This window comes from Sphaerisporangium melleum (genome assembly GCF_014646695.1).
Classification (GTDB): Bacteria; Actinomycetota; Actinomycetes; order Streptosporangiales; family Streptosporangiaceae; genus Sphaerisporangium; species Sphaerisporangium melleum.
Genome location: NZ_BMNT01000098.1, coordinates 1,506 through 3,469 on the forward strand (window position 1 = coordinate 1,506; position 1,964 = coordinate 3,469).

General features: G+C 72.8%; 1 protein-coding gene. It reads right to left on the reverse strand.

Annotation, left to right across the window (positions count from 1 at the left end; all coding sequences use genetic code 11):
• On the reverse strand, positions 1-1,887 hold a 1,887-nt coding region (locus tag IEY93_RS37190), incomplete at its 3' end, for a type I polyketide synthase (RefSeq protein WP_373291560.1).
• Positions 1,888-1,964 lie beyond the last annotated feature (77 nt).

The following is a 1,964-nucleotide window of genomic DNA, read 5'->3' on the forward strand; positions in this document are numbered from 1 at the left end:
GGTGATCGGCATCTCCGGAGTGACCCATACGCCGAGGCGAACCGCTTGTGCCCGCAGCGCCTCGGCGGTCTGGGCCGAGAGCAGCCAGGGCACCACCGCGAGGTCCGTGCCGCCGTCCGAGGTGTCGGCGGCGGCTGCGGGGCCGTCGCCCTCCTCGACGATGACGTGCGCGTTGGTGCCGCTGATCCCGAACGAGGAGACCGCGGCCCGGCGCGGACGGTCCGGCCGGTCCCACTCCCGGGCCCCGGTGAGCAGCTCCACCGCACCCGCCGACCAGTCCACGTGCGGCGACGGCGCATCGGCGTGCAGGGTCTTGGGCAGGACGCCGTTGCGCATCGCCATGACCATCTTGATCACACCGGCCACACCCGCCGCCGCCTGCGCGTGACCGATGTTCGACTTGAGCGAGCCCAGCCACAGCGGCCGATCCGCGTCGCGGTCCTGGCCATAGGTGGCCAGCAGCGCCTGCGCCTCGATCGGGTCGCCCAGCGTCGTGCCCGTACCGTGCGCTTCGACCACGTCCACATCCGCGACCGTCAGTCCCGCGTTGGCCAGGGCCTGGCGGATCACCCGCTGCTGGGAGGGACCGTTCGGCGCGGTCAGACCGTTGCTCGCACCGTCCTGATTGATCGCCGAACCCCGCACCACCGCCAGCACCTGGTGACCGTTGCGGCGGGCGTCCGACAGCCGCTCCACCAGCAGCACGCCGACGCCCTCGGCCCAGGCCGCACCGTCGGCGCCCGCGCCGAACGCCTTGCACCGCCCGTCAGGGGCCAGACCACGCTGCCGGGAGAACTCGATGAACATGCCCGGCGTCGACATGACGGTCACGCCGCCGGCCAGGGCGAGATCGCACTCCCCGGTCCGCAGTGCCTGGACGGCGAGGTGCAGCGCGACCAGCGAGGACGAGCAGGCGGTGTCCACCGTCACCGCCGGGCCTTCGAAACCGAACGTGTACGACACCCGGCCGGAGACCAGGCTTCCGCCGCTGGTCGCGCCCGGAGTGCCGAGGCTGTAGTCGTGGTACATCACTCCGGCGAACACGCCTGTGCGACTGCCGCGCAGCCCGCGCGGGTCGACGCCGGCCCGCTCCATCGCCTCCCATGAGGCTTCGAGGAGCTGCCGTTGCTGGGGGTCCATTCCGGCGGCCTCGCGGGGCGAGATGCCGAAGAAGCCCGGGTCGAAGTCGGCGGCGTCGTAGAGGAAGCCGCCGTGGCGGACGTAGGAGGTGCCCTTGTTCTCCGGGTCGGGGTGGTAGAGCGCGTTCAGGTCCCAGCCGCGGTCGGCGGGGAATTCGCCGATCGCGTCGGTGCCGGCGGCGACCAGGTTCCACAGGTCCTCGGGAGAGACGACGCCGCCCGGATACCGGCAGGCCATGCCCACGATGGCGATCGGCTCGTCATCGACGACCTTGGCCGCCACGGTGACCGGAGCGGCGTCCGTCAGCACGCCGGCGAGTTCGGTGTCCAGGTACTCCGCGACCGTTCGCGCGGTTGGGTAGTCGAAGACCAGCGTGGCGGGCAGCCGGGTGCCGGCGAGCGCGGTGAGCCGGTTGCGGAATTCCACCGCGGTGAGCGAGTCGAAGCCGAGCTCCTGGAAGGCCCGGTCCGGCTGCACGCCGTCCATCGAGGGGTGGCCGAGGACCGTCGCGGCCTCCTGCCGCACCACGTCCAGCAGGATGCGGCCCCGCTCGGCCGCGTCCAGCCCGGCAAGGCGCCGTCCCAGCCCGGACGTCTCCGCCCGCCTCGTACGCCGCATCGGGCCGCGGGCGAGGCCGCGTAGCAGGGCCGGAATCTCTCCACCGCCGGAACGCAGCGCCGCCGCATCCACCCGCAACGGCACCAACGCCGCGACCCCGGACCCTACCCCGGCATCCAGCAACGCCAAACCCTCATCCACCGACAACGCCGGCAGACCCCCACGCCGCAACCGCTCCACATCCGCACGGCCCAGCCACCCCGACA